Here is a 26,863-nt window from a genome sequence, read left to right as displayed (position 1 = left end):
GAGGATCGCTATTGCGAAGTGGACGGGTCGAGCGCATCGCGCACGGCGTCGCCGACCAGATTGAAAGCCAGCACCACCAGCGTTATGGCCGTCCCGGCCCCGATGATCGGCCACGGCGAGCCGAAGATATTGTTCAGACCGTCCTTGATGATGTTGCCCCAGCTCGGATTGGGAGCCTGTGTGCCTATTCCCAGGAAGCTGAGCGACGCTTCGAGGCGGATGGCAGAGGCCACCCACAGCATCATCAACACGACGATCGGCGCCATGATGTTGGGCACGATGTGCCGGAAGATGATGACCGGCGTCCGGACGCCAACCGAAATTGCGGCTTCCACATAGGGTTCGTGCTTGATGGACAGCGTCTGCGCGCGGGCCACCCGGGCAAAGCCGGGCACGAAGGCGATGGTGATCACGATGATCACGTTCCAGAAGCCGCCGCCGAGCACGGCCGCGATCATGATGGCCAGCAGCAGCTCGGGAAAGGCAAGTAGAAGGTCGACCACGCGTGAAATGACCCGGTCGATGATGCCGCCGAAATAGCCCGCTATCACGCCGAGCGTGGTGCCGATCAGCGCCGCGCTGAACGGCGAAATCAATCCGAAGATCAAGGAATTGCGCGAGCCGTAGATCATGCGGGAGAGCACATCGCGGCCGAACTGATCGGTGCCCAGCCAATTGGCCCAGCTCGGCGGGCGATTGATCTTGAGCATGGATTGGGACAGCGGATCATAGGGCGCGAGCACGGGAGCGAGCACGGCGACGATGACGAGCATCGCGATGATGACGACGGCGGCAATCGTGCCAGGCCGTCCGAACATCACGCCCTTGATGGCTCGCAGCAGGGACGGCTCCGGCGGCAGCAGCTGCGAGGAGGTCTCGTAAATCGAGCTCATCAATTCATCCTGATGCGGGGATCGACGACGATGTAGAGGAGGTCCATCAGCAGGTTGATCACCACCACGAACATGGCGAACACAACGATGCCCCCCTGGATGACGGCGTAGTCGCGCTCTGCGATGGCGTTGATCAAGAGCTTGCCAATCCCGGGGCGGTTGAACACCATTTCGATCGCCACCGAGCCTGACAGGGTGGCCAGCATGCTCAGTCCAAGGCCGGTGGTGAGCGGCAGCAGCGCATTGCGCAGCCCGTGCCGATAGATCACCCGTCTTTCCTGGACGCCCTTGGCGCGCGCTGTGCGGACATAGTCCTTGCTCAGCACCTCGAGCAGCGAGGTTCGCGTCAATCGGCCGATGAAGGCGGCCTTGACGAAGGCGAGGGTCAGCGCCGGGAGGAAGACATGGTACATGCGGCTGGCGAAGTCGGTGCCGCCGCCATTGATCGGGAACCAGCCCAGATTGAGCGCGAAGGTGATGAGCAGCAGAGCGCCAAGATAGAAGTCGGGGATGGCATAGCCCACGAGCGAGAACACCCTGACTCCGCTATCGGGCAGCTTGTTGCGATGGGTCGCCGCGAGGACGCCCAGCGGCACGCCGGCAGCGAGGCCCATCAGCATCGCGACGATGGTCAGTTCGATCGTGTAGGGCAGATTATAGAGGATGAGGCCAACCACGCTCTGGTTGCTCATCATCGAGTTGCCCAGGTCGAGGGTGAGCACGCCTTTGACGAACATGATGAACTGCAGCCAAAGCGGATCGTTCAGGCCCATGCGCTCGCGAAACAGGGCCAGTTGTTCGGCCGTGGCCATATCGCCCAGTGCAGCGATCGCCGGGTCACCAGGCAAAATCCGCATGGCGATGAACACCAGCAACAGCACCAGAAATACGGTGGGCACCGCGTCGGCCAGTCGGAACAAAAGGTATCGCGACATTCTCGCCTCCCACCGATCATCTGTGTCCAGCAGCGCTACGCATGGCGGGTGCGCTGCTGTCGATCATCGTTGCAGTGCTGTGAAATATGGCTCGTTCGCGAGGTCTGCCTGCAGCCCTGGCACCAGCACGGACTGGCCATCGCGCTTAAGGCTTATGAAATACTGCAAGTGAAAGTCTGAGCGCGTGTAGGCGGACGGGATTGTCCCGACATAACCATCGGGGCCGCTTTCAAGCGGCATGGACTGCCACCGCTCCGCCTGATTGACGTGGCGAAAATGCAGGATCGGCGGCTCATCCGCTTCCGTCGGCACCGATATCGTCAGAGGCTCACCGCCGGTGAAGCTCGCGATAACCGCTCCTGTGTCAGGATCAGCCATTGTCGGGCGTTGGGCCCGGAGCGCCGACATGGCCTTCTCGACGGCCGGCGTGGCAGGCACCGACTCGGTGCCGCCAAAGCCGCGGAGCGCCTCCAGGTCCAGCAGTTCCGCCTCCATCTCCGGCAGGCGCGCATGCCAGGACCCGCGCAACCATGACTGCGGGCCATAGGTCAGATCGTCGTGGTAGACGCCGCGGGACACAGCCGACAGCCGCTGCCACGCAGCGACCGAACGCCTCGCATGGTCAAGCATGGGCTCGATCAGGACGGAGGCCTTGCTGGCGATGAACAGTTCCGCCCAGCAGGCCGCCCGGAACTTTTCGGCGAAGTGCCGGGCAATGCCACCGAGGATTTCCACGTCCGTGAGAATCCGCTGCGGCTCGGCACGTCCAAAGTCCTCGGCGCTGCGCGCCTCGGCAAGGGCCTCTTCGCAGCCCCTGGCCATCTCGTCCAGCCAGTTGGCGACGTCGATCGGCGTGTAGCGGTGGCTTGGCTTTCCCGCGAGCAGCAGCTCCGCATATTCCCGGGGAGATGCGAACAGCGCGGAGTCGAAGGTTGGTGCATTTCCGAAGCGCGTCGGGCCTTCCATGTCGAAGCCGTAAGCCCGCTTGCCGGAGCCCTCGACCAAAGCGAGATTGGTGTAGATCTCTGGCCAATAATGGTTGTTGGACGCCGATGGTCCGTGGGCGAGGGTAATCAGCGGAAGGACGCGGCTGGCGAAGGAGAGACCTTGTTCACAAGCCTCCGCGACGTCGCCGCATTCGCGGTCCAGCCAGCGCATCCAGCTTTGGCGCGGCGCTTCCGGATTATAAAGCAGCCGGCCCCAGACGCGGTATTGGTAGTCGTATTTCCGCCAGTCCTGCCGGGTGGCGAGGCCATGCTTCTGATAATTGAAGCGCTGCCCCGGCATGCCGGTGCCCATGCGTCCCTTGAAGCTCTGCGGCTCGCACCATTCAACGCCGTCCGAACCGGCGAACATCGAGCTCTTGCCATATCCGGCGGCAAATACCGGATCGCCCCAAAGCAGAACGCGCTGGGTGCCCGCCCAGATGCGATAGATGACCTTGTAGTCCTTGTCCTTGGAGAGCAGGTCACCATAGGAATAGCGGAGGAACTTGCGCGAGCCTTCGCTCAACTGCTCGCGTTCGCTGCGCGCTGTCTCCGGCGGATATTCTTTTTCGCGGATGGCCGACTGGTGATAGGGCGGTCCCATATGTTCGGCGAGGTATTTAGGCGACGCAGCAACGGGCATGCCTGACTTTCGGGCGATGTCGATCATCTTGTGATCGAGACCCTTGCCGTGCATGTCGATCTCGACCGGGCGGCCGGCTGCGGCGACGCCGGCGAAGGCCTCTTCCCAGAAGCCATATTCGCCTTCGGCAATGCCGCCTTCCACATGGACGCGGAAAGTCAGGCCGGTGATCTCGGGGACGTGCTTCAGCAGCGCGGTGATCGCGTCCCGGCAATAGGGCGCGAGGTTTTCGTCAGTAACGCCGCGCACCGTGTAGTTGGCCCGCGGGACGTCGTCGAAATCATAGCGCTGGGTCCACAATGCCAGCTGGAACTCAAGTCCGCGCTTGGCCGCTTCCCTGCCGATAAAGCGCACCATCTCGAGATTGTCGTCGCGTTCCTCGGCGCTGAGCTCCTTGACGTCGATGTCATAGCCATCGAGCTTCAGCAGAAAAGGATACGGAAAATAGAAGTAGACGTCGGTGATCCATGGGTTGTGATAGGGATAATTGTAGCCCATGCCCAAGGTGAGCGAGAAGCGGTTGAAGCGGTTCGACGCCAGCATGGTCAGGTAATCCCGCCACTGCTGTTTATCATAGAACCAAACCTTATCCTCTTCTTCGGCGCAGAACAGGCGGGCCATGGAGCGAATGCGGGCAGTCGGCTGCTCGACAAGCGGGAACGTACCCTCGAACAGGTCATCGCCGAGGCTGTTGCGCACGCGATCGGCGAGTTCCGTCAGGGCATAGACGATGCCCCTGATGTCATAACCCCATGCCAGGATGTGCTCGCCATCGCGCACGAGGGCCATGGCTTCGGCCACTTGCGGGTACGGGTCGTTTCCAGAGCCGTTGCCGGCGACCTCGACGGTCAGGCCGGAGGAGGGGGCTTCCCCTATCGCCGCCGTGACGTCGCGCTGCCGAAGGGCCTCGATCAACTCGCTCGCGGCCCAGGCAACGGGGCCGTCGGCGTCGCTGAGCGCTGTCGGGATGATGATGGAAACGGTACGGACCGCGCTCATTGTTCACATGCCTTTCGAGCGGAAAAAAGTCGTTCGAGCTCGCGGCCGAAGCCGCGAGATCTGTGGCGATCAGTTGAATTTCGCCTGGGAAAGCGGCCAGTTGACGTAGCCGGACACGACAGGGAATCCGAGATCAACCTTGTTGGATCGCACCATCATGAAGCCGTTGTCCGACACCGGCAGGATCACCGCGTCCGACAGCGCCTTGACTTCGATCTGCTGGACGATGGCGATACGCTTTTCCAGATCCGGCTCGGCCAAGGCCTTCGCGAGCAGATCGTCGATGCCGGGAATCGCCACGCCATAATGACTCATGTTGGCGCCGCCATTGCCGTCAGCTCTGACCTCTGCCTCTGATGGCAGGTAGGTCAGGATGACCTGGGTCGGTACCGGCGGCATGGCTGAGGACTGCTGGCTCAGCGTGTTGGTGCCGATATTCTGGTCGGCATGGAAGGCCGTGTGGTCCTTGATGCTGAGTTCCATGTTGACGTTGATGCGACGCAACTGGTCCTGGATCATCAGCATGATCGCCGAGAAATCCTCGCGCTGGGATGTGGCGTTGGTGAAGGTAAGGCCATTGGCGAAGCCGGCTTCCGCGAGCAATGCCTTCGCCTTCTCCGGATCGTATTTGTAGGCAACTTCCGGCGGGATGGTTTCCGCTGTGAAACCGCCGGGGAACGAGGGCGGATTGAGCCCGTAGGTGCGCTTGGAAATCGGCGCGATGGCCGTAGTGATCTCGTCGCGGTCAATCCCATAGAACAGCGCCTGGCGGACACGGATGTCGTCGAACGGCGGTTTGGTGAGATTGAACTGGATGGTAAAGAAGCTGCCCGGGCTCACCACGTCGAAGATGAGGTTCGGATCGCGCTGGGCCATCGAATCGGCCCAACCAGGCGCACGAACGCCCTCAATGATGTGCACGTCGCCCGAGAGAATGGCCAGGGTGCGGGCCGTAGTGTCTGCAATGTAGAGGAACTGCAGTTTCGGCGTGGCGGCCTTGGTATCCCAATAATCGGGATTGGCCGCCAGGGTGATCCCCTGCGAGGGGTCGGTCGCCACCTTTTCGAGGACATAGACACCCGTCCCGATCGGGTCGGTGCCGATCGCCTCGTCGCCCTTCTCCTCGATTGCCTTCTTGCTCATGATGGCGCCGTCATAGTCGCTGAGGGCGCCGAGCATGAACAACGGGTCCGGTTGTTCCAGATGGAAGATGACCGTGTGCGGGCCTTTGGTCTCGACACTGGCGATGTTGGTGAACTTGGCCCGTACGCCGCCGATACGCTTCGCATCGGTCACGCGGTCAAAGGTGTATTTGACGTCCTCGGACGTCATCTCGCCATAACCTTTGTGAAACTGGACGCCCTCGCGCAGCTGGATGGTCCAGGTCTTCGCATCTTCCGAGCCTTGCCAGCTGGTCGCGAGGCGCGGCACAAGTTCATCCTGGCTCGCGGGAAAATTCCAGCGCGGCAGATCGACCAGCTTGTCGTAAAGGGCGATGATCGCCCAGTTGTCGACGCCCTGAATGGATTTGTGCGGGTCGATGGTGCGCAGGCCGCGCGCTGCAAACCCGACCCTCAGCGTATCGCTGCCCTGGGCGAAAGCCTTGCCGGTCAAGACCGACGTCAGGCTCATGCCTGCGATGGCGGCAGCCGTTCCTCCGATGAAATTTCGTCTGGTGACCCGCATTTTCATCCTCCCGTTGCGCGCGTCGCTTCCGCTGCCTCCTGCCTTGACGGCCTCTTGATGAGCATGCAGCTGCCACGTATCCCGCGACGGTAGCGCCCGGTAAAAAAATCGGTCAAGGCAAGCTCTGCCTCGTTTTCCGCATCGTGGAAGTCTTGGCCCGGCGCCACGAAAATCCTTCCGCATCGCGGAAAGACCGAACTGGACGTCCTCCTCGGCCCGCGCGATTGCGCTAGGCCTTCGGTTCGAATGCGAACTTTGAACGGAGGAATTCGATGCCCGCCGAGCCTTGGTACAAGACGACGATGCGCTGGGGTCAGACCAATCTCGTGGAATGCGACCCCGCGCGCTACGACAAGGAATGGTGGCGCGAACACTGGCGCAAGACCCGCGTTGAAGGGGTCATCGTCAATGCCGGGGGCATCGTCGCCTACTACCCGTCCAAGTTCGAACTGCACCATCGCGCCGAGAAACTGGGCGAGCGCGACCTCTATGGCGAGGTGGTCGCCGCCGCCCGCGAAGAGGGGCTCAAGGTCATCGCCCGCATGGATTCCAACCGCGTGGCGCAGGACTTCTTCGAAGCCCATCCGGACTGGATCTGCCGGAAAATCGATGGGGAGCCCTATACGCAAGGCGACAAATTCGTCACCTGCATCGGCTCGCCCTACTACACGGAATATCTTCCCGGCGTGATGGAAGAGATCATCGAGCGAAGCCAGCCCGATGGCTTTGCCGACAATAGTTGGGCCGGCCTTTCACGCGACAAGATCTGCTACTGCCAACACTGCCGGGCCCAGTTCAACGACTTTGCGCAGCGTGAGCTGCCATCTCGTCGGGATTGGTCCGATGAGGGCTATCGCGACTGGATCCGCTGGAACTTCCAGCGCCGGACCGATCTTTGGGCCCTCAACAATCGCGTTACGACGGCGGCCGGGGGGCCGGATTGCGCCTGGATGGGCATGATCAGCGGCGAGGTGCTGCACAACTCGCAGCGCTTCATCGACCTGCAGCAGATCCTGGCCCAGTGCGCGATCGTGATGCTCGACCACCAGCGCCGAAACCCCTTTGATGGCTTCGAGCAGAATACCGAAGCCGGCAAACGTCTTCATGAAATGGCAGGCTGGGACAAGTTGATACCGGAATCCATGCCGCAATATCAGCTGGGCCAACCTGCGTTCCGCCTGTCGAGCATGCCTGAACCCGAAGTGCGCCTGTGGGCGACATCCGGCTTTGCCGGCGGTATCCAGCCCTGGTGGCACCATATCGGTTCGCTGCACGAAGACCGCCGGCAATACAGGAGCGCCGAGCCGTTGTTCCTGTGGCACGAGGCCAACCAGGATATTCTGGTAGACCGCGAGATCCGGCCCGATGTCGGTATCGTCTGGTCGCAGCAGAACCATGACTATTATGGGCGCGACGACGCCAGGGAAAAGACCATGGCGCCCTATCGGGGCGTGGTGAAAGCGATGGATCGCTCGGGCATCCCTTATTTGCCGCTCCACGCCGATGATATCGCCGGGGCTATCGAGCGTGTCGGCGTCATCGTCCTGCCCAATGTCGGCGCCCTCAGCGACGATCAGCTCCGTCACGTCGAAGACTATGTCGCCGCAGGCGGCTCGGTGATCGCGACGGGCGAGACGTCCGCCGTATCGACCTATGGCGATGCGCGCGGCGATCTGGCATTGGCCAAGCTCTTCGGCCTGCGCCGCGGGGAAGGAAGCCACGGCGCAACGGGCGAGATCGACGCCAATATCGAAAACTGGTCGCGGCACAGCTATTTGCGGCTGTCGCCGGAAAACCGAGCCGGCGTTTATGGTCCGGGGGATGCCACGGCGCCTGCGAGCGAGTCTGAGCGACACCCGATCCTGAAGGGTCTCGAGCGGACCGACACGCTGCCCTTCGGCGGCTATCTGCCTGTCATGAGTGCGGACGAGGATGTGGAGGTCCTGGCGACCTATATCCGTGACTTCCCGATCTTTCCGCCCGAAACATCGTGGATGCGCGAACCGAGGACCGACCTTCCGGCCATCACGGTCAAGACCGCGCCATCAGGCGGCAAGCTGATCTGGTTCGTCGCCGATCTCGACCGCTGCTTTGCCCGCGACGAGTCCTTCGAGCATGCGTTGTTGCTGGCCAATGCCGTGCGCTGGTCGCTGGGCGATCGGGTCACGGTCTCGATATCGGGTGGCCATGGCGTCGTGACGGCCGAACACTACCGGCAGGGCGACCGCCATATCCTGCATTTGAACAATCGGCTCCAGCTGTCTCGTGTACCGGGCCGCCAGTATGACCTCGTGCCGATCGGGCCGATCGAGATACGCCTGCGCACCGGACAATCCGCGTCCACCGTCGATCTGCGTGTCAGCGGCAAGGCCGTTCCCGCCACGCAAGAGGGCGATGAACTCGTCTTCACCGTCGAGAAGCTCCTCGATCATGAGGTCGTCGTGATCGGCTAGGACCGATCGACAGTCAGCCGATCGCTGTCATTTTCTTCCGTCATTGCCGGGCTAACCCGGCAATGACGGCGGACGGCGTGCTGGTGCGGTAGAACCATCAATGTCGGTTCTACGGGATCTTCGTTGGGTTCATGGTCGTCCGAAGCTCCTGCTTGTCAGGCCGATGACGAGATCGGGTGCAGATGCGGATGGGTGTGCGCGTGCGTGTGTGCGTGAATCTCGGCTGGCTGGAGCGCACCTTTGTCGATGATCATGGCGCGCGTGGCGAGGTCGGCCACGAAGGCGGCGTCGTGTGAGACGAGCAACATCGCGCCAGGAAAGGCGCGAAGCGCGTCGCGCAGGCGACGGCCGTTCTCGTTGTCGACGCCATTGGTCGGCTCGTCGAGCAGCAGCACGTCCGGCTTCATGGCCAAGAGGCCGGCGAGGCAGACGAGGCGCTTCTCGCCGCCTGACAGACGATGGCTGACGCGCTCGGCGAGATGGCCGATGCCGAGATCGGCAAGCGCCGTCGCGGCGCGTCGTTCCGCCTCCCTCTCGTCGCAACCGGTATTGAGCGGCCCGAAGGCGACGTCCTCGATCACCGTCGGGCAGAAGAGCTGATCGTCGCTGTCCTGGAACAGATAGCCGATCCGCGGCCGGTACTGCCGGAACTGGCGTTCTTCGGCGCAGGCAGCTCCGAACAGCCGCACCGTGCCGCTCGCCGGCGTTTCGAGGCCGACGATCGTGCGCAGCAGCGTCGTCTTGCCGGCGCCGTTGGGGCCGACGATCGCGAGGCGCTCGCCGGCGACAAGGCTGAGGGTGGCGCCGTGCAGCACGGCGGTGCCGTCGCGCGCGACGCGGATATCCTCCAAGGCGATGAGCGCGCTCACAATCTGTCTGCCCCGATCACAGCGATCCCGAAGACGGCGAGCGCGGCGAAGCGCATCCAGTCCGATCTGGACGGCGGCGCTTGCGCGCGGCGCGGAAAGCGTCCGCCATAGCCGCGGCACAGCATCGCCTCCTCGATGCGGCGCGACCTTTCGAGCGCGCGCACCAGGAGCATGCCGATCAGATTGCCGTAGCTCCGCCATGTGTGACGGTTGGAGCCGGCGCGAAAGCCGCGCGCGCGCATGGCGTCGTGCAGCCGGCGGGCTTCATCCCGGATCAGCTGGAGATAGCGCGCTGTCATGGCGATGAGCCGCGCGATCGGCTCCGGCAGGCCAAGATCGCGCAGCGCCGCGCCGAGGCGCACTGGCTCGACGTCCCCGAGCATCACCATGAGCACGAGAACGCAGGCGGAAACCTTAGAGGCGATGAGCGTGGCCCGGCCGAGCCCCTCGAGGCTGGCCGAGACGACGCCGATCGAGAAGATCGGCTGTCCCGGCATCGTCAGCGGCAGCGTCAAGAAGAGCAGCAGCATGAAGCCCTCGACATGCAGCAGCCGATGCCAGAGATGCCTTTCCAGGCCCGCGAACCATGCAGCCACTGCCGTCCAGGCAAGCACCGCCACCGCGACCGGCAGCCAATGGACCTGCGAGATGCAGAAGATCAGGACAAAGGCCGCCACTACGCGCAGTCGCAGGTCGCGCGGCGCCGTCACTTCCGGCGACCCAGTGCCCAGCTCGCCATGCCGGCAAGCCCGAGGATCAGGAAGACGCCCGAGACCACGTCGGTCAGGCGAAGGCGCGAATCCATCTGGTCGATCTGCTCCATCAACGGCTCGACCTGCCGCTGGACGGCGGCGTCGACCAGCGCAGCGATCTCCGCATTGCCGGGAGCAGCGGCAGGCGCCGGCGCGGTTTCCGGCTGCGGCCCCTTCGTCGCGGGCATGGACGCCGCTGCAGGCAAGGTGGTCACGCCGAACCTTGAGGCGGCCAGCGTCGCCGAGGCGATGTGCCCCTCATGCGTGTCGACAGTGATCGTCACGTCGGAGGCCGGCGGTTTGGAGAGATCGAAGGCGAAGGCGCCGTTGTCGTCGGTCAGGCCATCGGCGAGTTGCGCTCCGTCAGCGTCCCTGGCGAGGTAGGACGTGTTCTCGGCGCGGCCGCCACCGATGAAGAAGGCATAGCCATGGATGGAATTGCCCTCGACCGCCGCGAAGACCTTGAGCTTGTGCGCCTCGGCCGGACCGAGGACGGCAAGGAGCAGCGCCAGCGACAGCAAGAAGCGTTTCATGAGAGGGCCGGCTTCAGGGCGTCAGGCTGGACGCGCGCGAGGAAGGCGACAATGGCGGCGGTGACAAAGGCCTCGCCGAGCGCGAGCGGCAGGTAGGTCGCGATAACGACGCTCGCGATCGGGACATAGTGCGGCGACGAAAGACCGAGCGAGAGGCTGACCATGCCGCCGGTGCCTAGGACGGCGAGCGCGCCGACGAGGCCCGCCAGCACAGCGCGGACGGCCGGCTTCGTCGTCTGGCGGATGACCGGGCCGAAGGCGATGGCCAGCAGCACGCCGGGCAGCGCCATGTTCATGGTGTTGACGCCAAGCGTCGTCAGCCCGCCGAAGCCGAACAGCGTCAGTTGCAGGATCAGCGCCACCAGGACCGCGAGGAAGGTTCCCGTGCCGAGCATGATCCCCATCAGGCCGCCGAGCAGCAGATGGACGCTGGACGGGCCGACCGGTACGGCGATCAGCGAGCCGGCGAAGAAGACCGCCGACAGAACGGCGATGCGCGGGATCAGCCGGTCATCCAGCTGGCGCAGCGCCAGGGCGACACCGCCGGCCGCGACGACGCCCCCGCCGATCAGGACAGGCGCGGACAGGATGCCGTCAGGAATATGCGCCATGGTTTGCCCGGACCCGATCCGCTACTTCTTCGCCGCCATATCGGTGGCCTTGACCCAGATCAGGCCGCCGGCCTCGACCGGCACGTCCTTGCCATCAGGCGATTTCATCGGCTTGTCGGCCTCGGTGAGGGCTGCGAAGCCCCACCATCCCGACAGAGGGATCGCATAGGAGAACGTCCCGCTGGCGTCGGCTTTGAGCACCTGCGTGATGAAGGCGTCGTTCGGCGGCGTCACGCGGCCATCATTGATGAATTCGACTTCGATCTCGGCGAAGGGAAGCGGCTTGCCATCCTTCAGCACCACGCCCGAGAAGAGATTGCCGGTCCACAGCCCGGTCGGCCGTGTCAGCGGCCGGATCTCGACGGGGAGGCCGACCAGCTCGTCCCAGCCTTCGCCCGAAGCGTAGCTGTCGACGAGCACCTTCGCGTAGTGGACGATGTATTTGTTCTCGGCTGGCTCCCAGTAAGGCTGTGGCTCGACATAGAAGATGGCGGCGCCGGGTTCGGGAAGGTCATAGCTGAACGTCCACGCCCTCTTGCCGGAAACGGGCTTCTCGCTGATTGACGCGGTGAGATCGGTCTTCTTGCCGCCCGAAAGCACGCCGACCGCGACGGGCTTCTTCATCTCCATGACCGGCTGACCCTCGACCGGGTGCGTGAAGACGAGGTCGACCGTGACCGTGCCTCCGTCCGGCAGCACATCGGCTGAGGGAATGATCTCCTGGAAATGCGCGAAAGCCGGCTTGGCGAGCCCCACGAGGCCTGCAAGTCCAACGAGGCCCGCAAGGCCAATCGAGACGGCAGCAGCGAGGCGGGACAAGCATCCACTCCGTATGAAGAAATGACAAAATCAGCATACGCACCCGCCGGACACCTGTTCAAGAGGCATAGGTTCGCCACGCTGGTGAAATTCTGGGCGGGCCCTTACAGTCGGCACTGCGATCACTGAAGGGAGCGTCTGGATGCAACGGATCACGATCTCCATCGACGACGACCTTGCCGCCAAGGTGGACGCCTATATGAGCGCGACCGGAGCGATGAGTCGTTCCGAGGTCATCCGCGACCTCGTCAGGCGTGGCCTGTCGGCGCTTCCTGATGCGCCGGCCGACGCACGCTGCTTCGGAATCCTCAGCTGTGCCGTCGATCAATCCGTCCGCAATCTCGCGGTCCGCGTGCCGCAGGGACGGCTCGATCGGCACGACAAGATCGTCTCGGCGCTGTCGGTGCCGATCGATCACCGAACATCGATCGACGTCACCGTCATGCGCGGTCAGGTCGGTGAGGTTTCCGCCTATGCCGAAGCGCTCTTTCTGGAGCGCGGCGTGATGCACGGATCGCTGAGCCTCGTGCCCGTCACGGAAGACGCGGCGCATCATGCGCATGACGAGCAGCCGAGCCATGCCCACAGCCATCTGCGGGTCGCGACCGGATTCTAGGGGCTGCAAGGAAGGGCGCTTCCAATCCGGGCGACCGGCGCCATGCCTCCCATTGCCGCGCCGCCGACGTCCTGCGGGGCCTCCCGGCTCCTGGTTTGTCATGCTATGAGCATCGGGACTAGAAGCAGCGGGCCAGGCATCGCATGCTGAGACGCTTCCCCATCGGCGTGACAGTGCTCGCAGCGCTCTTCCTGCTGCTGCAGAGCCTTGTTGCCGTCGTCTCGACGGCGGATGCTGCCTCGGCGGCGCCTCGTGATGCGTTCGGCCGCATCATCTGTACGAGCCACCCCGACGGGCACCGGCCCGATGGCGGCGGCGATCCGCTCGGCTGTGCCTGCTGCCTCTGCTGCACATCTCTCGATGCGGCAGTTCTCCTTGCGCCCCTGCCGCCCGCGGCGCGCTCGGCGCCGCATGCTCTCAGCAATGCCGCTCCGATGCTGGTCAGCCTGCGCATCGCGCGGCCGGATTGGCTTCCCGTGCGACCGCGCGGCCCGCCGCCCCTCATGTCCTGACGCGCGGCGAACCCGTTCCCGCGACCAAGCCGACAATTTTCCGCCCCGGGTCGACAGGACCTGCAGGGCAAAGGGATTCTATCATGAAGACGATCCGACTGGCCGCCCTTGTGGCCGCCTCCATGCTCGCCCTTCCCGCCAGCGCCTATGCGCATGCCCATCTCGAAGCGGCGCTTCCCGCCATCAACGGCACGGTCGCGAAAGCGCCGACAGAGCTTGATCTGAAGTTCAGCGAGGAACTCAATCTGAAGTTCACCGGCGTCAAGGTGACCGGTCCCGACAAGAAGGAAGTCAAGACCGATGACGCCATGCTGATGGGCGGCGACAAGACCTTCATGGTGTCGCTGCCGGCCGGCCTCGCCGCCGGAACCTACACGGTCGAGTGGCATGCCCTCTCGCAGGACGGCCACAAGACGCACGGCTCCTATAGCTTCACCGTGAAGCCCTGAGGGCGCGGCGGGTCGCGCCGAGCGGCCCGCCATCCCGACTGCCGGCGGACCGCGCCGCCGGCACCCGTTCATCGTCGGAACGACGAAATGACACCCGAACTTGCGCTTTCGGCCTGCCGCTTCCTCCATGATGCAGCGGCGATGCTGCTCTGGGGCGCCTTCGGCTATCTGGTCCTCCTCGTCCCGTGCCGCCTCGCCGACGATATTGCCGGCCGGCTATCCGGGCTCCGGACTGCTGCCATCCTTGTCGCCGCTGCCACCGTGTTCGCTGCGCTGCCAATCCAGACCGCGCTTATCGGCGACGGCTGGGCGGATGCCTTCGATGGCGCGATGCTGCGCGATGTCGTCACGGGGACGAGCGTCGGAACTGCCTGGCTGTGGCAGGCCATTCCCTCCGCTGCGCTACTGCTGACGCTGGGCCCCCGGTGCCGCTTCCATTCAGGCGCGACCGCGCTGCTGGCCGGGATGGCGGTCGTGGCGCTCGCTGCTGGCGGGCATGCGCGGATGAACGAAGGTTGGCAGGCGGTCATCCATCCGGCGAATGATGCCCTGCATGGGCTCGCGGCCGGCGCCTGGCTCGGCGCCCTTGTTCCGCTGCTGCCGATCCTCGCGCGACTCTCCACCGCCGGCTGGCGCGCCGATGCCGCGCTTGCGCTGAAGCGCTTCTCGACCGGTGGCCACATCGCGGTCGCACTCGTCGTCGTCACGGGGATCTTCAACAGCTTCATGATCGTTGGCTGGCCGCTCGGCCTGTCGCCGCCCTACCGCGCTTTGCTGACGGCGAAACTTGCGGTCGTCGCGACGATGACCGCGATCGCACTTCTCAATCGCTACGGGTTCGTGCCGCGGATCGGCGCCGACAAGGACAGGGCGGTTCGGGCGATCGCGATCGGCACGATCGTCGAGATCGGGCTCGGCCTCGCGGCCATACTGCTCGTGGCGATCTTCGGCATGATGGACCCCGGCGGATGAAGGCGCCGATGCGCCGCCGCCGGGTCTTGGCGGCGGCGCATGGCGTGCTTGTGAGCTCTACTTCGCCGGCTGCTCGGGCGCGCCGTCCATCCGCACGACGCCATCGAACGATGCGAATTTGGCGACGCGGGCCGGATCGAGCTGCGCTTCGGCGACCACGACCGCGGCGGCGAGCGCCTCGGCCTGTTCCGCCGGCAGGCCGAACGTCTTGAGGCCGCTCGCTTCCTTCAGCGAGTCACCGCTGCAGAGGGTCAAGACCCACTGGCCGTCCTTCTTCTTCAGCAGCGCGCGTCCCGCCATGTCGCCCTGCGACCAGCCGGCAATGGCGATATCGCCGGAAACCGTGACGGGATCGACCGATACCGGCTGGTCGGGCTTGGCGAACATGTCGTTCAGGAGCGTTTTTACCGTCGTAGCATCGGCCGCCTCATCGGCGAAAGACGGCGCGGCCGGGAGCAGGACAAGGAGACCGAGGCCGAAGGCCAGGGTGACGAAAAGGCGATGCATGATGAGTGTTCCTCTGGTGGTTGGACGATCGAGGCGGGCGATCGCCGCGACGAAGACCCGTGTCCTGCCCGGCCAGCCGACATGACCGGCCGGGCAGACTGGTTCAGGTCGTGGCGGTACGGCCGCTCGCTTCCTTCCAGCGTTTCGGCAGCAGGAAATCGATCACAGCGAAGGCGATGATGGCGATGCCGGTCAGCGGGAAGACGATGGAGACGGCGAGCGCGATGACGATGATCGCGACCGGCGCGCGCCAGTCGCGCGGATAGAGCGGCACGCCGACCTTGCCGGCCGGCCGGCGCTTCCACCACATCACGACGCCCGAGATCACCATCGTGATGACGGAGAGGCAGAAGGCGAGGTTGAGCAGCGTGTTCCACCAGCCGAGATTGGCCTGGTGCAAGGCGATGCCGACCGCCATCGCCTTGCCGGGAAGGCTGTAATCCGCGAAGCGGACATCGGCGAGGATCTTGCCGGTGAAGCGATCGACATGGACGGTCCGGTCACCGGCCGGATTGTGGGTGTCGCCGTCCATCGAATCGGCCGAGATCGTGAAGACCCCGTCGTCGCCATGCGGCAGGTTCACCCGGAACTGGCCATCGAAGCCGATCTGCCGCGCGAAGGCTGCGACCGTGTCGAGATTGACGGGGCTGCCCATGGGCAGTCCTGTCATGCCAGCCATCGAGCCCGAGGCCGGCATCGGCGTCTGCTCCAGCGCCCAGGGCACTTCCTTCATGGCACCATGGTTCATGCTGGCATGTGTCTTGTCCGAGAGCGGGACATTGTCGAACTTCGCCGCCGGGAAGGTGCTCCACGCCTGCACGATCTTCGTGCCCCAGATGCCGGTCCAGGCGAGGCCGGAGATCAGGAAGAAGAGCAGGACGATCGAGATCGAGAATCCGAGCGCGCCGTGGATCTCCTTCCAGAAGCCGCGGCCGTGCGCCGTGAGATTGGGGATGAAGGATCGCAGGAAGCCTCTGTCCCCGCGCGGCCACCAGAGATAGAGGCCGGAGAGGATCATGACGATGCCGAGGCCGGCGGCGATCTCCAGCAGCCGGTCGCCGAAGTCGCCGGCAAGCAGCGTTCCATGGATGTGATTGGCCCAATAGAACCAGGTGTCATCCTTCACGATGTCGCCAACAACGCGGGCCCCGTGCGGATCGACGGAGACGACGCGCTCGACGCCTTCATCTGAGAGCACGAAAACGGTGGCACGGTCTGGGCTCTCCGGGCTCACCATCAACTTCACCATGCTGCCCGGAACCGAGGCCGCTGCAGCAGCGGCCTGATCGACGAGCGACGTCCGCTCGCCGCCGGGCGCGACATAGTATTTGGCGCCGAGGAAGGTCTCGACCGAGTTGCCATAGACCATGATCAGGCCGGTGCAGGCGAGCACCAGCAGGAAGGGCGCCACGAACAGGCCGGCATAGAAGTGCCAACGCCAGACGGCGCGATAGAGGCGGATACCGGCTGCCGCATCCTGCGGCGCGCTCGGCGCAAAGGTTGTCGTCGACATCGTGTTTTCTCCGGGGCGGCCGCGTCGGCGCCCGAGCAAAGGGATGAAAAGGTCCGCGCGGCCGCCGCACGGGCGGCCGCGTTCTTCGGAGGAATGGGCAACTGCGGCGGCAGTGCTGCCGTCTCAGGCGCTGCCGACGACCAGCCGCTTCAGCTTGGCGACGCGCGTCTTCACGTCCTCGCCATAGGCGATCGTGCCCGTGAACCGGCCCTTGGCATCCATCAGGAAGATCGTGGCCGTGTGGTTCATGGTGTAGTCGCCATCGGCGAGCGGGACCTTCTCCCAGAAGGCGCGGTATTCCTTGCCGACCGCCGCAATCTCCGCCTCGGTGCCCGTGAGCCCGACGATGCGCGGATCGAAGGACTGCAGGTAGAGCGAGAGGAACTCGGGCGTATCGCGCGTCGGATCGACCGAAATGAAAAGGAGCTTCAGATTGTCGGCCTCGGGGCCGAGTTCCTTCAGCGACTGCGTCATCTCGGTGAGCGTCGTCGGGCAGACCTCCGGGCAATGGGTGAAGCCGAAGAACACGCCGAACGGCTTGCCCTTCAGATCCGTGTCGGAAAGCTTGGCACCCGTCTGCGTGGTCAGCGTGAACGGCCCGCCAATCGATGCGATCGCATCGCTGCTGCCGGGTCGAAGATAGGCGAGTGTCGCCACTGCGGCGCCGATGGCGATCACGGCCACGACGGCCGGGAAGAGGAGCCGCCGCCAGACCGGAGGGCGACCATCACTTGGCGTGGTCGTCATGTCCGCCTCCCATCTCCATGTCCTTGCCCATCGCTTCGACGGTGTATTCGACGGTCACCGTGCCGGCTTTCTCGAAGGTCAGCGTGCCCTCGAAGCTCTGGCCCTCCTTGGCCGGTTCCTTCAGCTTCATGAACATGATGTGGTAGGAGCCGGGCTTCAGCGTCACCTCGCCGCCGGCCGGGATCTCGAGGCCGCCGGGCACTTCCTTCATGGTCATGAGGCCCTTGTCGTCGACCTTCATCTCGTGGACCTGCGTGACATTGGCGATCGTGCCAGTCGCCGCGATCAGGCGGTCGGCCGTCTTGCCCTCGTTCTTCAGCGTGAGATAGCCGGCGGCCACCTCGGCATTGGCAGGCGTCGCGCGCGACCAGGGATGGACGATCTCGATATCTCCGGCCTTGGACTCATGTGCGAAGGCGCTTTGGCCGAAGACTACGGTGAAGGCGACAGCCAGCATGGCCAGGCCAAGGCACTCCTCGAGAGAGCGCGGCCTTGCGAGGCGGCGCGCAAGCGCGATCGAATGCGAAAGGGCGCGCGGAGACGCGCCGTGAACAGAGACAGACATAGGAAAGCTCCCCATAGGCAACCACGCCGCGAGGCGGCGGATGACCGGTGTGATGAATCAGCTGGAGACGCGGCGAGCCGCGGATCAGGCCGTCATCGGGGGCGCACGGGGATAGCTGCGGCGATGGTCGAGAAATGACGAGGAGACGCGCTCGTTGGGAACCGCAAGCGCCACTGTCTCAATGACCAGCGGCAGGCGGAAGGCCAACTGGCCATCGGGGCTTGGAAGCTGCGGCCAGAACATGCTGCAGGCGAAGGTGCAGCAATCGGGCAGATTGCCGTGACCATGCGGGCTGCTGCCGCCTTCATCCGAGGCCTCGCCCCCGCTGAGGCAGAGCACATGTCCGAACGGATCGAGCCTCGGCTGTTCGTCGGTCTTGCCGAGCGCGAGTGAGGTGAAGACGGCCTGAAGCGCCAACGCCAGCGTCAAAGCCAGCGCTGCAAACCACCGGGCTTTCGGTGATGTGCCGCTCACGATTCCTCCCTCGATCGTCGAAAGACTAGCAGATCGGTTGCCTGTTCGTCGCTGATCGCGCTGCGGCAAATCACCAACCTTTTGCGATACGATTCGGCGTCAGCAACGCCTCCGCCCGAATGACGGATGCTTCAGAGCCATTGACCTGATGGGCGCAGTCCGTCGGCGTCCTTCGAAATCCTGTGCTGATGCGGTCGGCGAAGCGCCACATAGCTTCGCCCGCTCTCGATGAAGCCCCGTCGAGCGTCAGATGCGTCTGCGGGGACAAGCAGCAAGCCTGACCGCCGGCGGACAGAAGACATTCTCCTCGCCGATGCGCTAAGATCGGTATCGCGATCATTGGGGGAAGAGCATGTGTCGGTGGTGCAATCGTTCCGCCGTAGCGGACCGCATCACAGCGGGGCTGACAGCCAATCGCCGCGAGTTCCTTGCCTTTACCGCGGCGATCGCGGCGGTGGCGGGATTGGATGTGCGCGCGCTTGCGGCCACCGGAACCGCCGACACCATCTTCCACAATGGCCCGATCTATCCGATGTCGTCGCCGGGAGCGAAGGTCGAAGCGATCGCCGTCGCCTCCGGCAAGATCATCGCTGTCGGCAGCGAGAGCGACGTGATGGCGTTCCGGGGCGCCGCCACTCAGGTTGTCGACCTCCGAGGCCGCACTTTGCTGCCGGGCCTCATCGATCCGCACAATCACGTCTCACTCACGGCACTGCTCGCGATGCTGCTGATCGACGTCGGTTTCGCGCGATACCGGACCAGAGCGGAGGCGGTGGCGGCGATGAAGGCGGCCGCTGCGAAGGCGAAGCCCGGCGAATGGCTCGCCTTCGGCTTCTATGACAACCTGCTCCAGGGCGGCGACGTCTCGATGGCGGAGCTCGATGCCGTGGCCCCCGCCAACCCGCTCTTCCTGCTTTATGTGAATGGCCATGTCGGCGCAGCCAACACGCTGGCTTTCCAGCGCGCCGGCGTGACAGCGGCGACCGGGGATCTGCCGGGAGGCGGCTTCTTCGGCCGCAGCGCCGACGGCTCGTTGAACGGCATGATCTACAACGAGCCGGCGCTCTTGAAATTCCTCGACATCGCGGTTCCAAAGCCGAAGCCCGAGGACCTCGCCAAGGCCGTTGCGGCCTATGCGCGGCAGGCTGCCGCCGCTGGCCTCACAACCCTCCATGAACCCGGCACCGTGAAGCCGGAATGGGTGGAGATGCTGGCGAAGCTCTCGAACAGTCTGCCGATCCGCTACAGCGCCAGCTTCAGCACCGATATGGGGGACGAGAGCAAGGCCTTCGCGGCGCTCGGACCGTCCAGCGAGGCGCGCATTGTTCCCGGCAGCCGGTTCTCGCTCTACGGCATGAAATACTGGGGTGATGGCTCAAATCAGGCCGAGACGGCGGCCCAGACAGAGCCCTATCTCGGAACCGACAAGCGCGGCAGCCTCGGCTACACGGCGGCGCAGGCGGTCGCCCTCTGCACCAAGGCGAAGGAAGCGGGCTGGACCATCCTTGTCCACAGCCAGGGCGATGCCGCCATCGATCAGATTCTCGACGCCATCGAAACAGTCTACGGCACCCATCCGGTCACCGGTCTCAACAGGGTAGAGCACGCCACCATGGCCCGCGCCGACCAGATCGCGCGGATGAAGACGCTCGGATGCGAGCCGAGCTTCATGACAGACTTCATTCATCTCTACGGCGCTGACTATCGCGACAAGCTCTTCGGCGCAGCCCGGGCCGATTTCATGGTGCCGGTCGGCGCCGCGGCCAAGGCAGGGATCGGCTATTCGCTCCACACCGATAATCCGGCGGCCGGCCTGCCGCTCAATCCCTTGCGTCTGGTCGAGACGGCCGTGACGCGGCGCTGCATGACCGACAATTCCGTGCTCGGCGCGGATCTGGCGCTCACCGTGGATGAGGCGCTGCGCGGCATCACGGTCCATGCAGCCCGTCAGCTCGGCATGGGCGCCATGATCGGTACGCTGGAGACGGGCAAGGAGGCAGACTTGACCCTTCTCGAGAGCGATCCATACACGACGGCCCCCGAGCAGATCTCAGCAATCAAGGTCAGCGAGACCTGGGTTGCGGGGGCGAGAACATCGGCGTGAAGACGTGACTGCAACCGGAACGAAGTAATGTTCCCGTCACAGCGAGGACGATGGCGTCGGCGCATCGGCCGGAATCAGCTCGGCAGTCCTGAGAGCATCCCAGAACGCCTCCGGTATGGCGGCATCAAGGGCGGCGACGTTCTGCCGAACCTCGGCGACCGATTCAGCGCCGATGAGAACAGATGTGACGGACGGATGGGCATGGACAAACTGGATGGCGGCGGTCGCCAGAGGCACGCCGAACTCCTCGCAGACGGCCTCGATCCGGCGCACCTGTCGCACGATGGTTTCGGGTGCCCGCGCGTAATCGTAGTTGCCGGTGCCGTTCCGGGCTCCGGCCGCCAGGATGCCGGAATTGAAGATACCGGCGGCGACGATGCCGACACCCCTTTCCTGCAGCGCGGGGAAGGCATCGTGCATCGGGGCATGGTTGAGCAGCGAGTAGCGTCCTGCGATCAAGGCGCAATCGAGCTTGAACTCGCTCGAAACCGTCAGCACGGACTCCGTCTCGTTGACGCCGAGGCCGACCGCCGCGATGGCGCCGCCGGCGCGGAGCGCGTCCAGTGCCCGGTACCCGCCGCTGCGCATCTGCCCGAGATGGAAATCGCCGGCTTCCTGATGCCAGGCACGCCCGAGATCATGCACGAACAGGATGTCGATCACATCCAGCCCTAGTCGCTGCTGACTGTCCTCGAACGACCGCATGATGCCGTCATAAGAATAGTCGAACCGGTCACGGAAAGGCAGGCTGTCGACCCAGGCGATGCGCTCGGCGCCGGTGCCGGCCGATGGGGCGGCGGGCCGCAGGATCCGCCCGGCCTTCGTGCTGAGGGTGACCTCGTCGCGCAGCCCGTGCACGCGCAGAACATGCCCCAGATAGTGCTCGGACTTGCCGTAGCCATACATCGGCGCGGTGTCGAAATGGCGGATGCCGTCATCGAAGGCCTCAAGCACCACCCGCTCGAATTCATCATAGCTGAAGGCGCGGCCGAAACCGCCGAGCGCGCCGGTGCCAAGCCCGAGCGAGGTGACCGCGACCGGTCCGAGGTGACGTTTCGGCAAGGCAGTCATGGGTGGGATCCTGTCGGCTTCGGTTGGCTGGTCGCGTGCGGCGCTCAGATGCGATAGAGGCGTTCGGCGTTCTTCGAGAAGAGCGCGGCGCGTTCACCGGCCGTCAGCTCCTGCGTGACGGCGCCGAACGCGTCGAACAGGGCGCGATATGAGGAGAACAGGCCGTCAACAGGGAAATTGCTGGCGAACATGCAGCGGTCGATGCCGAAGATCTCGATCGTCGCCAGCGCGATCGGGCGGATGGTCTCGGCCGACCAGCCGCCCTGGCCAAGCGCCAGGCCGGAGATCTTGACCGCGACATTGTCGGCAGCGGCAAGATCCGTCATCGCCCCGCGCCATCGATCAATCTCGTCGCGATCGCGGCGCAGCGGCATTCCGGCGTGGTCGAGGATGATCGAGGTTCCGGGGAAGGCGCGGGCGACTTCGAGCGCTTCCGCCATCTGGTGGGGATAGATCTGCAGATCGAAGCTCAGGCCCCGCCGCGCGAGGGCCGCGAAGCCGCGGCGCCAGGCGGCATTCGCCATCAGATCACGCTCGGCGATGAAGCCGAGCGCCGGATCAGGATGCGCGTTGAGGATCTGGCGGATGCCGCGCATGTTGGCGCTGCGGCAATGCTCCGCCAGCTGCTCGTCGGCGCTCTCGTGCTGCAGCGCCACATGCGCCACGATGCCGTGCGGGAAGCCATGTCGGTCGGCGATGGCCTGCAGCCAGCGCGTCTCCGCGATGGCTTGCTCCGGCAGGCAGCCGTTCTGGATGTGAACCGATTTGACGACGTCGAGGCCGCCGAATTCCGCCAGATAGTCCGCGATCCCATAGCTCCGCCGCAACCGCGCGAAGCCGTCACCGAAGATCGCCGGTGGCGCGATCGCGGGGGAGAGCCACGGATAGCAGAACATGTCGAGATCCTGCAGGTGATGATGCGGATCCACGATTGGAGGCATGTCGGCCCGGCCGTCTCTTGTCACGTCATCACGATCCAGCTGCCAAAATCGTAACGTTACAAATATCGGCTGGCCGAGGGCTGTCAAGTCGAGGAGCCCCTTGTGGCCGGCGGCGGTCCTGCCCATGATGAAGCCACGCGGTGATCTGGATCCGGGATGCAGGGCGGCATCGAGCGCATCCGTGTCGCGGTCGCTTTCCATCGCGGCGCATGATCAATCGCTCCTGGGACGGGACATGAGCAAGAATCGAAATGCTGGCGGCCTGTCCAATCCGGCCGCTGGTCCGGCGCAGCAGACAGCCGGTGACCCGGCGTCGAAAGTGACGCTGCGGACGGTTGCCCGCCATCTCGGCCTATCGGTGACCACGGTGTCGCGAGCGCTCAAGAATGGCCCGGAGGTTCAGCTTGCAACGCGCGAAAAGGTCGCCTCGGCGGCCGAGGCGCTCGGCTATCGGCCGCATCTGGCGGGCATCAACCTGCGGACGGGGCGGACGCATGCCGTCGGCGTCTTTCTGCCGCTCGAACGATCCGGCGAAATCAACAATCTGGGCGGCGCGCTGATCGAAGGCGTATCCGCCTATCTGACCGGGGTTTCCTATCGGACGACCGTTGTTCCCGTCCTTGAGAAGACCAGCGCGCTCAGGGCCGTGCAGGACATCGTCCGCGAAAAGTCGGTCGACGGCATCATCATCAAGAACACGCTGCCCCAGGATGAGCGGGTCCGGTATCTGCTCGAGGTTGGCTTTCCATTCGTGACCTTCGGACGGACCGAGCTGTTCACGCCGCATCCCTTTTTCGATATCGATCATGAATCGATCGGCTACCGCGCCGCGAAGCTCTTGTTCGACGCCGGTCATCGGCAGCCGATCCTGGTCGCGCCACCCCGGCAGCAGACCTACAGCCAGCAGTTCCTGCGCGGATGGCGGGCGGCACACTTCGACGCGAACCGCGACTACAGCGAAAGCCACGTCTTCTTTTCGGCCGTGACGCCAAACAGCGGCCGCGACGTCGCTGGCTTGCTGCTACGACCCGAACTGGCAGCGACCGGAGCCTTCATCGCTGGCGAAGAGTCGGCCATGGGCGTCGTGGCGGGCCTCTATGCCGCCGGCTGCGTGGTCGGACGTGACTTCGGGATCGTGACCTATGGTGGCACGCAGCTGCATGGCTTCGTCACACCGCCGCTCAGCGCGTTCATTCATTCCAATTTCGAAACGGGCGAGCGGCTGGCGGCCCTGTTGATGCGGTCGATCCAGGGCGAATCGGCCGTGGGGCTCGGCGAGGTCGCCGAGGCCGTGTTCGTCGACCACCAGAGCCATTTGGCGCCGGGCGTGCTGCCGGACCGACGTCCCGGCAAGGTCGCCTAGCCTACGACCCGCCAACCCGTCTCCGATGCAGCGGTCACTTCGCGCAGGGCCCGGTCGGCCCGTTGGCGGCCGCACTTTGTGCGTCGCACGCGGCGACTTTTGCGAGCCGGCTGGCGGACTTGTCCAAACAGCCACCGCGATGCAGCAAAAATCGTAACGTTGCGTTTGGCGCGCTGGAGCGGCATTTCGTTTCGAAGGCGACGAAAATCATTGATAAACGGTCATACGCTTCGCTCTTGACAGGATGATCGAGAGAGGGATTTGTAACGTTACGAATTCATGGCTCGCGGTTCCGGCGATGGTCGGCGGGGAGCGGGCAGGGCAAGGCGCCGTCACGTTGGCGCCCCTCGGCGGGGCGCGATTCCGACGCCGCACGCGATATCAGGAAAGGCGGGACATGACGCATTCGGAAAGACCCGTGCAGGTCGGCATCGTCGGCACCGGCAATATCTCGGCCACCTATGTCGCCACGCTGCACATGTTCGACTTCGTTCGCGTCAAGGCTGTCACCGATCTGAACGGCGCCGCGGCGGCAGGGCTTGCGGGCGAATTCGGCATCGATGCCGTCGGGCTCGACGCGCTGATCGACGATCCGGAGATCGAACTCGTCATCAACCTCACGACGCCGGTTGCGCATGCGGCGATCAGCCGGAAGGCGCTGCTGGCCGGCAAGCATGTCTATTCTGAGAAGCCGCTCGGCATCACCATGGAGGAGGCCGAGGAGCTGGTGGCGATCGCCAGCCGCAGCGGGCTTCGCCTTGGCTGCGCGCCGGATACGTTTCTCGGCGGTGGCCACCAGCTGACGCGCCGGCTTCTGGACGAGGGCGCGATCGGCCAGCCTGTCGCCGCCACTGCCCTGCTGCTGAAGCCGGGTCACGAGCATTGGCATCCCAACCCGGCCTTCTTCTATGCGCGCGGCGGCGGGCCGATGCTGGATGTCGGGCCGTATTATGTCACCAACCTGATCGCGCTGTTCGGCTCGGCGACGCGTGTCGTCGGCATGGCCAAGCGGACCCGCGCCGAGCGCCCGGTCCTCAGCGAGCCGCGGCGCGGCGAGATCATCAAGGTCGACGTACCCACGCATACGACCGGCGTGATCGAGTTTGAAAACGGCACGACGGTCACGATCATCGCCAGTTTCGACATCGTCGCCCACAAGCATAACCAGATCGAGATCTACGGGTCGGAAGGCTCGATGATCACGCCCGATCCGAACATGTTCACAGGCGACGTCGAGATCTTCCGGCGCGGCGGTGCCGGTTGGCAGCACTGCCCCGTCGATCATCCCTATGTCGAAGGCGTTCCCGGCCGTCTCGGCCTGCGCGGCCTCGGGGCCGCGGAAATGGTCGACGCCTATCGATCCGGAAGGCCGCACCGCGTCTCGGCCGAACTGGCGCTGCACGCGCTCGAGATCATGACGGCGCTGGAGCGATCGCAGGGGCAGGCGATCGCCATCAAGAGCCGCGCCGCGCGGCCGGAGCCCATCGCCGCCGCGACGAAGCCGGGGCATTTCGCCTGAGCGGGAGAGGGATTCCATCAACGGTCTCGACCGGGGAGTTGAAGCGCTCGTCTGACGAGGGGCGTTCGGAGGAGAGGTAGAATGAATAACTCAGGGAGGAATGGAATGATGTTCGGCTTTTCAAAGACCGGCAGCAGCCGGTTGACCATCCGGCGGCTGGCCCTTGGCAGCACGGCCGCCATCTTCGCGCTCGGTCTCCTTGGTGCGGTGCCCGCGCCGGCGCTGGCCAAGGAGGTCAAGGATGTCGTCATCGGCTTGTCGATGAAGACGCGCGCGCAACGCCGCTGGGCGCTCGACGAGGCGCAGATGCAGGCCGAGGCGGATCGGCTCGGCGTGAAGCTGATCTTCCAATGGGCGAATGACAGCCCGACCGACCAGGCCTCGCAGTTCGAGAACCTGCTCAGCCAGAATGTCGATGCGATCATCATGGTTCCGGTCGACGCCGCCGCGGCGGCGAAGCTGGTGGATGAGGCGCATCAGCAGAATGTCCCGGTCATCAGCTATGACGTGGACATTCCCGGCGCCAAGCTCGATTTCAAGGTGACGCGCGACAACTATCAGGTCGGCGTGGTGCAAGCGAATGCGGCTCTGAAGTTCTCGCCGAAAGGCACGTATGCCCTGATCAAGGGCGATCCGGCCAACAATGTCGCCCATTCGATCGCCGACGCCTATGCCAAGGTGCTGGGGACGAACAAGGACATCAAGATCGTCTACGACCAGTACACGACCAACTGGGATCCGAAGACCGCGCAATCCGTCGCCGAAAACGTCCTGAGCGCCCAGAGCGACAAGGTCGACGCGTTCGTGGTGTCGAATGACGGCATGGCGACCGGCGTCGCCCAGGCCGTGCGCGGCCGCAACCTCGAAGGCAAGGTGTTCATCTCCGGTCTCGATGCCGAAGCGGCGAGCCTGCAGCTGATCGCCGACGGGGCACAGACCATGACCGTCTGGAGCGATCTCGCCACGCAGGACAAGGCGGCAATCGATGCCGCGGTGGCGCTGGCGCTTGGCCAGAAGCCCGACATGCCGACCGTGATGGTCGATGATGGCGCCGGCCCCTATCCCGCCTATCAGGTAGCGGTCTCGGAGGTGAACAAGGACAATCTCTGCGAATTCGTCACCAAGCTCGCTCCGAAGGGCTGGGCTGAAATCAGCGAGGTCTGGCCGGACAATCCGGACGCCTGCAAATAGGCGCACGCGCGACGCAGCCTGGCTGTGATGCGCCGGGCGGGCCTGCCCGCCCGGCGCATCCCAGTGCCCGTCATGATCGCAGTGAGGCACTCCAGATGTCTATCGATCCCTTGACCCGCGATCTCCCCCCGGTGGGAGAT

At 64.7% G+C, this 26,863-nt stretch carries 25 protein-coding genes; 9 read left to right on the top strand and 16 right to left on the bottom strand.

Features of this window, described 5'->3' with window-relative positions:
* Positions 1 to 8: 8 nt before the first annotated feature.
* From LB518_RS13045 to LB518_RS13030, 4 genes are all read right to left on the bottom strand, one after another.
* Positions 9 to 893, bottom strand: a complete 885-nt coding sequence (locus LB518_RS13045) for an ABC transporter permease (RefSeq protein ID WP_224577948.1) — start codon at positions 891 to 893, stop codon at positions 9 to 11.
* Positions 893 to 1,828, bottom strand: coding sequence for an ABC transporter permease (locus LB518_RS13040; RefSeq protein WP_224577947.1), 936 nt, complete (start codon positions 1,826 to 1,828; stop codon positions 893 to 895). Before LB518_RS13040 ends, LB518_RS13045 begins: the two co-directional genes overlap by 1 nt.
* Before the next feature lie 63 nt (positions 1,829 to 1,891).
* Positions 1,892 to 4,456 carry a hypothetical protein gene (locus LB518_RS13035; RefSeq protein WP_224577946.1) on the bottom strand — a complete coding sequence of 855 codons (2,565 nt, stop codon included), beginning with the start codon at positions 4,454 to 4,456 and terminating at the stop codon, positions 1,892 to 1,894.
* A 69-nt stretch (positions 4,457 to 4,525) separates the two neighbouring features.
* Complete coding sequence (locus tag LB518_RS13030; protein WP_224577945.1) at positions 4,526 to 6,325, bottom strand: ABC transporter substrate-binding protein; 1,800 nt, start codon at positions 6,323 to 6,325, stop codon at positions 4,526 to 4,528.
* 89 nt (positions 6,326 to 6,414) lie between these two features.
* Here LB518_RS13030 and LB518_RS13025 point away from each other — a divergent pair, with 89 nt between their 5' ends.
* The gene (locus LB518_RS13025; protein ID WP_224577944.1) at positions 6,415 to 8,595 is read left to right on the top strand and encodes an alpha-amylase family protein; all 2,181 of its coding nucleotides are present in this window, start codon (positions 6,415 to 6,417) and stop codon (positions 8,593 to 8,595) included.
* A 155-nt stretch (positions 8,596 to 8,750) separates the two neighbouring features.
* Here the strand turns inward: LB518_RS13025 and LB518_RS13020 are convergent, their stop codons facing one another.
* The 5 genes from LB518_RS13020 to LB518_RS13000 are packed head-to-tail and all read right to left on the bottom strand — an operon-like array spanning position 8,751 to position 12,179.
* On the bottom strand, positions 8,751 to 9,464 hold the full coding sequence (locus tag LB518_RS13020) for an energy-coupling factor ABC transporter ATP-binding protein (RefSeq protein ID WP_224577943.1): 714 nt from the start codon (positions 9,462 to 9,464) through the stop codon (positions 8,751 to 8,753).
* A complete protein-coding gene (gene cbiQ, locus LB518_RS13015) occupies positions 9,461 to 10,174 on the bottom strand; it encodes a cobalt ECF transporter T component CbiQ (RefSeq protein WP_224577942.1) in 714 nt (237 codons plus the stop codon). Before cbiQ ends, LB518_RS13020 begins: the two co-directional genes overlap by 4 nt.
* Positions 10,171 to 10,749, bottom strand: a complete 579-nt coding sequence (locus LB518_RS13010) for a NikL family nickel/cobalt ECF transporter subunit (protein ID WP_224577941.1) — start codon at positions 10,747 to 10,749, stop codon at positions 10,171 to 10,173. The genes cbiQ and LB518_RS13010 overlap by 4 nt, the downstream gene beginning before the upstream one ends.
* Positions 10,746 to 11,360, bottom strand: coding sequence for a cobalt transporter CbiM (gene cbiM, locus LB518_RS13005; RefSeq protein ID WP_224577940.1), 615 nt, complete (start codon positions 11,358 to 11,360; stop codon positions 10,746 to 10,748). The genes LB518_RS13010 and cbiM overlap by 4 nt, the downstream gene beginning before the upstream one ends.
* Before the next feature lie 21 nt (positions 11,361 to 11,381).
* Positions 11,382 to 12,179 (bottom strand): DUF4198 domain-containing protein, encoded by a 798-nt coding sequence (locus LB518_RS13000; RefSeq protein ID WP_286198691.1) that lies wholly within the window; start codon positions 12,177 to 12,179, stop codon positions 11,382 to 11,384.
* Positions 12,180 to 12,321: 142 nt separating this feature from the next.
* On the opposite strand from LB518_RS13000, the gene nikR reads away from it, so the two are divergent.
* From nikR to copD, 4 genes are all read left to right on the top strand, one after another.
* Positions 12,322 to 12,795: a nickel-responsive transcriptional regulator NikR gene (gene nikR / locus LB518_RS12995; protein WP_224577939.1), complete on the top strand. Its 474-nt coding sequence runs from the start codon at positions 12,322 to 12,324 to the stop codon at positions 12,793 to 12,795.
* A 143-nt stretch (positions 12,796 to 12,938) separates the two neighbouring features.
* Entirely contained in the window at positions 12,939 to 13,307 is a 369-nt protein-coding gene (locus tag LB518_RS12990) for a DUF2946 family protein (RefSeq protein ID WP_224577938.1), read from the top strand.
* 83 nt (positions 13,308 to 13,390) lie between these two features.
* On the top strand, positions 13,391 to 13,756 hold the full coding sequence (gene copC / locus LB518_RS12985) for a copper homeostasis periplasmic binding protein CopC (RefSeq protein WP_224577937.1): 366 nt from the start codon (positions 13,391 to 13,393) through the stop codon (positions 13,754 to 13,756).
* A gap of 87 nt (positions 13,757 to 13,843) precedes the next feature.
* Entirely contained in the window at positions 13,844 to 14,728 is an 885-nt protein-coding gene (copD, locus tag LB518_RS12980; protein ID WP_224577936.1) for a copper homeostasis membrane protein CopD, read from the top strand.
* A gap of 57 nt (positions 14,729 to 14,785) precedes the next feature.
* On the opposite strand, the gene LB518_RS12975 is transcribed toward copD, so the two are convergent.
* The 5 genes from LB518_RS12975 to LB518_RS12955 all read right to left on the bottom strand — a co-directional run bounded on the left by LB518_RS12975 (position 14,786) and on the right by LB518_RS12955 (position 18,534).
* Positions 14,786 to 15,235 (bottom strand): copper uptake system-associated protein, encoded by a 450-nt coding sequence (locus tag LB518_RS12975; RefSeq protein WP_224577935.1) that lies wholly within the window; start codon positions 15,233 to 15,235, stop codon positions 14,786 to 14,788.
* 103 nt (positions 15,236 to 15,338) lie between these two features.
* Positions 15,339 to 16,748, bottom strand: a complete 1,410-nt coding sequence (locus LB518_RS12970) for a PepSY-associated TM helix domain-containing protein (RefSeq protein ID WP_224577934.1) — start codon at positions 16,746 to 16,748, stop codon at positions 15,339 to 15,341.
* Positions 16,749 to 16,871: 123 nt separating this feature from the next.
* Positions 16,872 to 17,495 (bottom strand): SCO family protein, encoded by a 624-nt coding sequence (locus LB518_RS12965; RefSeq protein ID WP_224577933.1) that lies wholly within the window; start codon positions 17,493 to 17,495, stop codon positions 16,872 to 16,874.
* Complete coding sequence (locus LB518_RS12960) at positions 17,476 to 18,060, bottom strand: copper chaperone PCu(A)C (RefSeq protein WP_224577932.1); 585 nt, start codon at positions 18,058 to 18,060, stop codon at positions 17,476 to 17,478. The genes LB518_RS12965 and LB518_RS12960 overlap by 20 nt, the downstream gene beginning before the upstream one ends.
* A gap of 84 nt (positions 18,061 to 18,144) precedes the next feature.
* A complete protein-coding gene (locus LB518_RS12955) occupies positions 18,145 to 18,534 on the bottom strand; it encodes a DUF2946 family protein (protein WP_224577931.1) in 390 nt (129 codons plus the stop codon).
* Positions 18,535 to 18,886: 352 nt separating this feature from the next.
* Between LB518_RS12955 and LB518_RS12950 the strand changes: the two genes are divergently transcribed.
* On the top strand, positions 18,887 to 20,638 hold the full coding sequence (locus LB518_RS12950) for an amidohydrolase (protein WP_224577930.1): 1,752 nt from the start codon (positions 18,887 to 18,889) through the stop codon (positions 20,636 to 20,638).
* 36 nt (positions 20,639 to 20,674) lie between these two features.
* Here LB518_RS12950 and LB518_RS12945 read toward each other — a convergent pair whose 3' ends face one another.
* The gene (locus LB518_RS12945) at positions 20,675 to 21,709 is read right to left on the bottom strand and encodes an aldo/keto reductase (RefSeq protein WP_224577929.1); all 1,035 of its coding nucleotides are present in this window, start codon (positions 21,707 to 21,709) and stop codon (positions 20,675 to 20,677) included.
* A gap of 44 nt (positions 21,710 to 21,753) precedes the next feature.
* Complete coding sequence (locus LB518_RS12940) at positions 21,754 to 22,650, bottom strand: amidohydrolase family protein (RefSeq protein ID WP_224577928.1); 897 nt, start codon at positions 22,648 to 22,650, stop codon at positions 21,754 to 21,756.
* Between the two features lie 235 nt (positions 22,651 to 22,885).
* Between LB518_RS12940 and LB518_RS12935 the strand changes: the two genes are divergently transcribed.
* The 3 genes from LB518_RS12935 to LB518_RS12925 all read left to right on the top strand — a co-directional run bounded on the left by LB518_RS12935 (position 22,886) and on the right by LB518_RS12925 (position 26,723).
* Positions 22,886 to 24,013 (top strand): LacI family DNA-binding transcriptional regulator, encoded by a 1,128-nt coding sequence (locus LB518_RS12935; protein WP_224577927.1) that lies wholly within the window; start codon positions 22,886 to 22,888, stop codon positions 24,011 to 24,013.
* A gap of 397 nt (positions 24,014 to 24,410) precedes the next feature.
* Positions 24,411 to 25,532: a Gfo/Idh/MocA family protein gene (locus LB518_RS12930; protein ID WP_224577926.1), complete on the top strand. Its 1,122-nt coding sequence runs from the start codon at positions 24,411 to 24,413 to the stop codon at positions 25,530 to 25,532.
* Positions 25,533 to 25,640: 108 nt separating this feature from the next.
* Entirely contained in the window at positions 25,641 to 26,723 is a 1,083-nt protein-coding gene (locus tag LB518_RS12925) for a substrate-binding domain-containing protein (protein WP_224577925.1), read from the top strand.
* Positions 26,724 to 26,863: the final 140 nt, after the last annotated feature.

Source organism: Mesorhizobium sp. BR1-1-16 (assembly GCF_020165495.1).
In the GTDB taxonomy this organism is placed as follows: Bacteria; Pseudomonadota; Alphaproteobacteria; order Rhizobiales; family Kaistiaceae; genus Kaistia.
Note: the sequence above shows the minus strand (reverse complement) of the source record. Positions and strands in the feature narration are given on the sequence as shown.